Here is a 7,465-nt window from a genome sequence, read left to right as displayed (position 1 = left end):
GGGCAAACGCATTGCAGGATGGAAACTTGCAATGTGTCCTGGTCTTTTCGCAAAAACCGCGAAAAGACCAGGACCAGGGCGCGCGCCTGCGCGAATTTCCGCAAAAACCGAGGAAATTCGCTTCGGGTGAAATGGCGCGTAAAAAACAAAGTCAAAAACAAAAACCTGGGGGCAATCCCCCAGACCCCTTTTTTCTTTCAATAATTGAACCAAGAGGGTACCTGGGCAGTGACACATTTTCGAAAAATAGAATAGAATGGCGCCGAGGATCGAGGAATCGGAGGTCGCGGTGTCGGAGACCATCATGAACGCAGACAGGCCTGCATGATGAACGTTGGCTATTGGCATTGGGTGGAGGATGGTCGCATTCAGTGCGATCTGTGTCCACGCCATTGCCGGTTGTCCGAGGGGCAGAAGGGGGTGTGTTTTGTTCGTTCCCGCGCCAGCGACACCATGATGCTCGACACCTATGGCCGCTCCAGCGGATTTTGCGTCGATCCCATCGAAAAAAAACCGCTGCATCATTTTCTTCCCGGAACACCGATTCTTTCGTTCGGCACGGCGGGTTGCAATCTGACCTGCAAGTTTTGTCAGAACTGGGACATCAGCAAATCGGCCCACCTGGACCGCCTGTCGCATCGCGCCTCGCCCGAGGAAATCGCCCGGATGGCCCGCGCTTCCCGGAGTGTTAGTGTCGCCTACACCTATAACGATCCCGTTATTTTTCTCGAATACGCCGTCGATGTCGCGCTGGCCTGTCGCGAAGCGGGGATCCGTTCGGTGGCGGTGACCGCGGGATACATCAACCCCAAGCCTGCCGAGCGTTTGTTTGGGTCCATGGATGCCGCCAATATCGACCTGAAATCCTTTTCCGAGGCGTTTTACCATCGATTGTGCGGCGGACACTTGCAACCGGTCCTCGAACTTCTGGAATACCTGGTCCGTGAAACGCGGGTGTGGATCGAATTGACCACCCTCTTGATTCCCGGAGCCAATGATTCTCATGAAGAGCTGGATGCCCTGACGCAGTGGATCGTTTCCCGCCTCGGTCCCGGAGTTCCGATTCATTTTTCCGCCTTTCATCCCGACTGGAAGATGCGGGACCTTCCGCCGACACCACATGCCACTCTGGTCCGCGCCTGTGAAATCGCCCGGAAGAACGGAATGCATCATGTCTATGCCGGCAATGTTCGGGATCGTCATTGGGGCAGCACCTACTGCCATGAATGCGACCATCTGTTGATCGAACGGCAGGGCTATACACTGGGGGCTTGGAATCTTGATCCGCAAGGACGATGTCGTTTCTGCAATACCGCCTGCCGGGGCGTCTTCGAGGCCCGACCCGGAACCTGGGGGGCGCGGCGCCTTCCCGTTTCACCCGGGACCTGAGCAAAACCACACCGGGTGAAAAATCCGGATTTCTACGTTTCATCGGTGATGGAATGGTTCGGCGCCTCGGGCGGTTTCATCCAGGAGGTATCTTTGAAGAAGGAGGCGAAATCAGGAAGAATTTCCTGTTGGGGAGGCTTGTGCCCCAAGGCGAACCACAGGGTATGCAGGAGAAGCGCCGCATCGATGCCCAACATGGCCGCAAGAAACCAGGACATCGGTTCCCAACCGCTGACGAAAAACAGAACCGCACCCACCACCACCAACAGATGGACAGGAAATTGCCATTTCAGTCCCTTTGGGGGAACCAGATCATCCATCATGGGAATGTCAACGAGGCCCGCCAGGCGGCTGAAACGATGAAACCAGACCAGAAATGGGATGATCTTGTACAGCATTCCCAGGATGATCGAAGAGGCAAAGCCGAACAGAAACAATCCTCCGAACAAAAAACGACTCCAATCCGCGTCCATGAAGGGCCAGAGCGGCACCAGGGGCAGAGCGGCCAGACCCGAGGCAAATCCCAGGAGCCAGAAACGGAAGGTCAGGTCGATCATTTTCCGTTTTCTCCCGCGCAGCATGAGACGCATCTGCACGATATAAGTCACCAGGGCGAAGAGGAAAGGCAGCGTCGGCAACCAGAAATACCATTGCCCCGGATGGACAAAATAGAGTGCCACGGGTTGTCCGATGAGAAACAGACCCAGGCCGGCAAGGATGTGTCCTGCCTTCTGGCGTGGGATTTCCCCGGTCATGTAGAACATTGGCAACACCTGGAACGACACGCCGATGATCAGGGTGCCAACCCACCCGAAGAGTCCCCAGATCAAATGCGTGGTCAACAGGGCCATGCGGTCCAGATCGAGAAAACCGTGGGCATATTCGCCAAGGAAAATACCTCCCAACGTCAGGACGCCCAACAGGGAGACGGCAGCCATCCGCATGGCCACGACCGCCGGATGGCGCGACGGGGCCCGCCAAAGCGCGGTCAGGATCGGAACGACAAACAGAAGAACGGCTCCGCCCAGTCCCATCGACGCAAAGAGAAGCATCCATGGATGAATCCGGGTCGCCAGACCCAGAAAAAGGGTGACGACCCCCATCGTCAAGAGTCCATGGACCCAGGGCGCCAACCGCGGCCAGGGGACAGGCAGACCGGCCAGGACCGGAATCATTTGATACATGGCCCCGAACATGACCATGCAGATCCACCCCAGAACCACCAGGTGGACCGTGGCGATCGTCTCGGGGGCCAGGGGGGTGATCAACAGGTCGGACCCATGAAACACCAACGAAACCGCAGCCATGAACAAAAACAAGGGCGCCGTGGCAAAAAAACGAAAAGGAAGATTCAGGGGAGGGGCCTGATCGATATGCAGTCCGCCGGTGGAAAACATGGCTGTTCCTTCAAGAGATGAACGCCCCGAGGCCGGGGATGAAAGGACGAACGCTCCACAATGATCGACTTTGACTCCTGGATCAAGGTTGCGAGAAACACTTGTTTTCCGCGCCATCATGGATTACGCTTCCGAATTTATCGAAATCTTAAGATCCATGCAACACGATCAGGCACTCTTCCCGGAGGCCAGGGGTGGTTCATGACTTTTCCAGGGAAAATTCCGTGAACCGGTTCATGGGCGCCACGGCCCCAATGGGTTCCCCGGTCCGGCACGCAAGGCCGGATATGGTTTTTCATGTCTGGCTGTGGATCGTCTTTTTTGTTTCGATACCCGCCTTCGCGGTCGATTTTGCAACGCCCATCCTGATGTTGGATCCCGGAATGCATTCGGATCCCATTCAAAAAATGGCCATGGATCGTGACGAACGACTGGTGGCGACGATCTCTCGCGACAAAACGGTCCGAATCTGGAAACTTCCCAGCCTGAACATGTGGAAAGCCATTCGGGTCCCCATGGTTCAGGGAAACGAGGGACGGCTTCACGCTGTGGCGGTTTTGCGTTCCGGAAGCACCATCGCGGTTGCGGGGGAAACCTGCAATACCTGGATCCAGGCCTATTGCATCTACCTGTTCAATACCTTCGATGGCAAGATGCCGATGCGCATCACCGGGCTTCCCCAGCCCATTCTGGACCTTGCTTTTTCTCCGGATGGACAATATCTGGCGGCGGTCATGGCCAACGGGGGCGGGTTACGGGTTTTTCGCGTCAACAATGGGCAACGGGTCGCCAGAGATGGCAACTATGGCGGCCATTCCTCATGGGTGCGGTTTTCGCGTTCCGGAAGGGTGATCACCACGAGCGACGATGGCAAACTCAGGCTCTATGATGCCACGTTTCGCCTTCAGGCCGCCAAACAGTTGCCACCATCGATGCAACCCCATGCCGCCCTGTTCTCACCCGACGAACTGAAAATTGCCGTTTCCTTTCTTGGAAAGCCGGTTGTCTCTGTTTTCTCGGCAAAAAATCTGGACCTCCTGTATCTGCCCGACATGACCGGCGTCACGGGTCATCTGGGCGCCCTGGCCTGGTCCGCCGATGGAACGTCTCTCTATGGCGCGGGGACTCATTCGGTTCGATTCAAGAGGATGATCCGTTGGTGGAGCAACGCCGGACAAACAGACAGCACGGGAAAAGGTGAATTCATCGATCTTCCCGTTACCGATACCGCCATCCAATTCATTCTCTCCCTCAAGAGTGGCGGGGTGTTGTTCACCTCCCTTTCCAACGCCCTGGGCCAGGCGGACGCACAGGGATTCCTGGGAAACGTTCGCCGCTATCCCAACATTGTATTTCCAAAGTGCCGGGGATTCCTGAAAATTTCCCCTTCGGGAAAAACTATTTCTTTTCCGATGACCCCGGAAAACTCCCTGCATGGCACGTTTTCCTTGGAGAAGCTGCAATTTTCCATCAACAAGTCGTCATCACAGGGATTTCTGGTCCCGAAACGACGTTCCGCGAGTTTCCAGTTGTCCTCGATGATGGTCAACGACACCCTGAATCTGGAGGTCGATGGCCGGACGATCACCACACCGAACAATGAAGAAATCACCTGTTTTGCCGTCGCCCAGGATGAACGATTTTTCGTGGCAAGCACCCACAATTTTCTGGTTCTTTACGATAAGTCGGGGGTGTCTCGCTGGCGCTTGAACCTGGGCAGTCCCGTCCGAGCCTTGAACATTACCGACAATGGCAAATACGTCATTGCCGCCCACTTCGATGGTACCGTCAACTGGTATCAGATCACCTCCGGAAAAATGCGCCTTTCCTTTTTTGCCCATGCCGAAACTGGGGAATGGATCGCCTGGACACCCGATTACTTTCATGTGTCATCGCAACAAGGGGAAAACTTTCTTGGTTGGCATAAGAATGTCTCTCTGTTGCAAGCGGCGGAATTCACCCCGATCGCCAAATTGAAAAATCGCTTCAACAAGCCATCGGTCGTACAAAGGGCCCTGGACTGAAAAACCCGGGCAACCGGCGTATCATGCCCCCCCCAGGGTGATGGCAACCTTGACCGTTTCCCCCTGTCGCCACAGGGTCAGCAGCACCGACGCTCCCATCGGTTTTTCCGAAACACTCTGTTGCAAATCCTCAACCGACTCCAGTCGGCGGTCATCCAGCGCAAGAATGACATCTCCGGGAATGATCCGGTCTCCGAGGATACGGGTTGGCCGCAGTCCCCCCTTTTCCGCCGGCGACCCCGGAGCGACATCCAGGACCAGAACGCCCGTGACCTGATAGCGGGCCAACAGTTTTGTGCTGATTTCATCGTTGGCGGTGATTCCCAGGGAGGGTTTTTGGTAACGCCCCTTGGCAATGAGGACGGGAATGACGCTGTTGACGGTATCGACCGGAACCGCGAAACCGATTCCGGCATAGGATCCCGAGGGACTGTAAATGGCCGTGTTGATGCCGATGAGACGACCGGCACTGTCGAGCAGGGGACCGCCGGAATTGCCAGGATTGATGGCGGCATCGGTCTGAATCAAATGGTCGATGCTGCCGCCAACCTCATTGTCGATGCTTCGATCCAGGGCGGATATGATCCCTGTCGTCAAGGTGTAGTCCAAACCAAAGGGATTGCCGATGGCAAACACCTTTTGTCCGACCAGAAGGTCGTGACTGGTTCCCATGGGTACGGGAATCGGGGCATTGAAGCCGGTATCGATCCGCAACACCGCAAGATCATGTTCCCGGCTTGTCCCTACCAGAATCGCGTCGTAGCTTTCCTGATTCGCCAGGGTTACCCGGGCCTCCTGGGCATCCTCCAGCACATGATCGTTGGTGACGACATGGCCCTGGGAATCCCAGATGAACCCTGAACCGGTCCCCTTGGGAACCCTCATGATGTTACGGGTCCAGAAATCCCGTACATGCCGGATGGTCGTGATGTAGACCACCGAAGGTTGAACCATCTTGAACAAGGCAATGGTACTTTTTTCATCCTCCGCCAGATCGCCCCGTGGTGTCACGGTGCGCGGTTCACCCTTCGTTCCGGGCGAAAAATGGTGCAGAACAGGTTGAAAAAGCTGCATGAAAAGAAACAACAACACAGCCCAGATAAACATACGCACGGATAAGGATGGAGTGGCCATTGAAAAAAAAGTATCAAGCGGTTGATGATCATGATAATAAACAGTTATTGCCAATTATTTATTACCATATTTTTGTAACTGCCCAGGTACCCCCAGGGTTTAATTATTGAAAGAAAAAAGGGGTCTGGGGGATTGCCCCCAGGGGTTTGACTTTGTTTTTTACGCGCCACTTCACCCGAAGCGGTTTCTCGCGTGTTTTTTGCGAGAGCAGGTGCGCGCCTTGGTTTCCCCTTCTTCGCGGTTTTTGCGAAGAAGGGAAAACGCCTTGCATGAAAACTTGCAATGCGTCCCGATCTTTTCGCAAAAATCGCGAAAAGATCGGGACCAAGGCGCGCGCCTACGCGAATTTCCGCAAAAATCACGCGGAAATTCGCTTCGGGTGAAATGGCGCGTGGAAAATAAAAATCAAAATCAAAACCCTGGGGGCAATCCCCCAGACCCCTTTTTTTTTTCAATAATTCTTGACCCTGGGGGTACCTGGGCAGTTACATATTTTTTTATCTTGCGTGCGGCCACCCATTCGAACAGGCCTTCCAGACCACGGTACTTGGGTTTGCACGTTTGTTCGAAGAGATGATAGGTCTCCTGGATATGCCTGGGAATACCATGAAGGCCGCCTTTGATGCCGATAAGACGACGCAGCATGATGTTTTCAAATTTTCTTCGGCTGTAGTGTACCCGCCGATTCCAATAAGTGCGCCAGTTTTTCCTCTTCCATGGGGACAGGCTGTCGAAACCAAACTGTGCATTGATATTGGCCACAACCAATTCATCTTTCCAGCCATGTTTGAAAGGGGATAAATTCCACTTGGCCAAAGCCGAGACCAGAGCGTCATCTCCGATCAACCCCACGGGCAGGAAGATGTTCTGTTGCCGAATGCGTTCCACAAAGGTGCCACGCAAGGCATACAAATTTCCCACCAATTGATGTTCCTTGACGATATAAGATATCTGCTGTTGGCGATGACGGCCCGTGCATGGAATGGCGGACACCGCATTGGCTTGAGGCTGTTCACAAAGGGTTCGATACAATTGTTGCAAGCTGTCGGGTTGCACCCAGCAGTCGCCATCGGTGAAAAATACCACTTCCGGCACGGGATCCAAGGCATGGACAAAATGATTCCAGGCATTGGATTTGTCGCCGATATCCAGACTCATGACCTGAACATGGCGACGATCCATGGCATAGGCCTTTGCCACAGCCAGAGTGTTATCGGAAGAACCGTTTTCCAATACCGTGATGGGTACTTGCAATCCTTTCAGGCAGAGTTCAATGCAGTCCAAGGCACGTATAATCCTCTTTTCTTCGTTGTGAGCAAACACCCCGATACATGAATTCCGTGCTGAAAGAACACTATATGGTTCCATGAGTTGTTGCTTCCCAATTGTATTGTTGATCGCAACGATGCGCCTCTTTCAATGTTGATGAAGAAAATCTGTAACTGCCCAGGTACCCTCTGGGTTCAATTATTGAAAGAAAAAAGGGGTCTGGGGGATTGCCCCCAGGGTTTTGACTTTGTT

General features: G+C 54.2%; 6 protein-coding genes. 2 read left to right on the top strand and 4 right to left on the bottom strand.

Features of this window, described 5'->3' with window-relative positions:
• Nucleotides 1-324 precede the first annotated feature (324 nt).
• The gene (gene amrS / locus HQL76_17810) at nt 325-1,389 is read left to right on the top strand and encodes an AmmeMemoRadiSam system radical SAM enzyme (protein ID MBF0111024.1); all 1,065 of its coding nucleotides are present in this window, start codon (nt 325-327) and stop codon (nt 1,387-1,389) included.
• Nucleotides 1,390-1,421: 32 nt separating this feature from the next.
• On the opposite strand, the gene HQL76_17805 is transcribed toward amrS, so the two are convergent.
• The gene (locus HQL76_17805) at nt 1,422-2,786 is read right to left on the bottom strand and encodes a hypothetical protein (GenBank protein MBF0111023.1); all 1,365 of its coding nucleotides are present in this window, start codon (nt 2,784-2,786) and stop codon (nt 1,422-1,424) included.
• Nucleotides 2,787-3,010: 224 nt separating this feature from the next.
• Here HQL76_17805 and HQL76_17800 point away from each other — a divergent pair, with 224 nt between their 5' ends.
• Nucleotides 3,011-4,810, top strand: coding sequence for a hypothetical protein (locus tag HQL76_17800; protein MBF0111022.1), 1,800 nt, complete (start codon nt 3,011-3,013; stop codon nt 4,808-4,810).
• 21 nt (nt 4,811-4,831) lie between these two features.
• Here the strand turns inward: HQL76_17800 and HQL76_17795 are convergent, their stop codons facing one another.
• From HQL76_17795 to HQL76_17785, 3 genes are read right to left on the bottom strand one after another with little or no spacing between them, the layout of a single operon-like run.
• Nucleotides 4,832-5,944 carry a trypsin-like peptidase domain-containing protein gene (locus tag HQL76_17795; GenBank protein ID MBF0111021.1) on the bottom strand — a complete coding sequence of 371 codons (1,113 nt, stop codon included), beginning with the start codon at nt 5,942-5,944 and terminating at the stop codon, nt 4,832-4,834.
• Between the two features lie 44 nt (nt 5,945-5,988).
• Nucleotides 5,989-6,399, bottom strand: coding sequence for a hypothetical protein (locus HQL76_17790; protein ID MBF0111020.1), 411 nt, complete (start codon nt 6,397-6,399; stop codon nt 5,989-5,991).
• Nucleotides 6,356-7,312, bottom strand: coding sequence for a glycosyltransferase (locus HQL76_17785; protein ID MBF0111019.1), 957 nt, complete (start codon nt 7,310-7,312; stop codon nt 6,356-6,358). The genes HQL76_17790 and HQL76_17785 overlap by 44 nt, the downstream gene beginning before the upstream one ends.
• Nucleotides 7,313-7,465 lie beyond the last annotated feature (153 nt).

The organism is Magnetococcales bacterium (assembly GCA_015228815.1).
GTDB lineage: Bacteria > Pseudomonadota > Magnetococcia > Magnetococcales > UBA8363 > UBA8363.
This window is presented reverse-complemented; position numbering and strand designations above follow the sequence as displayed.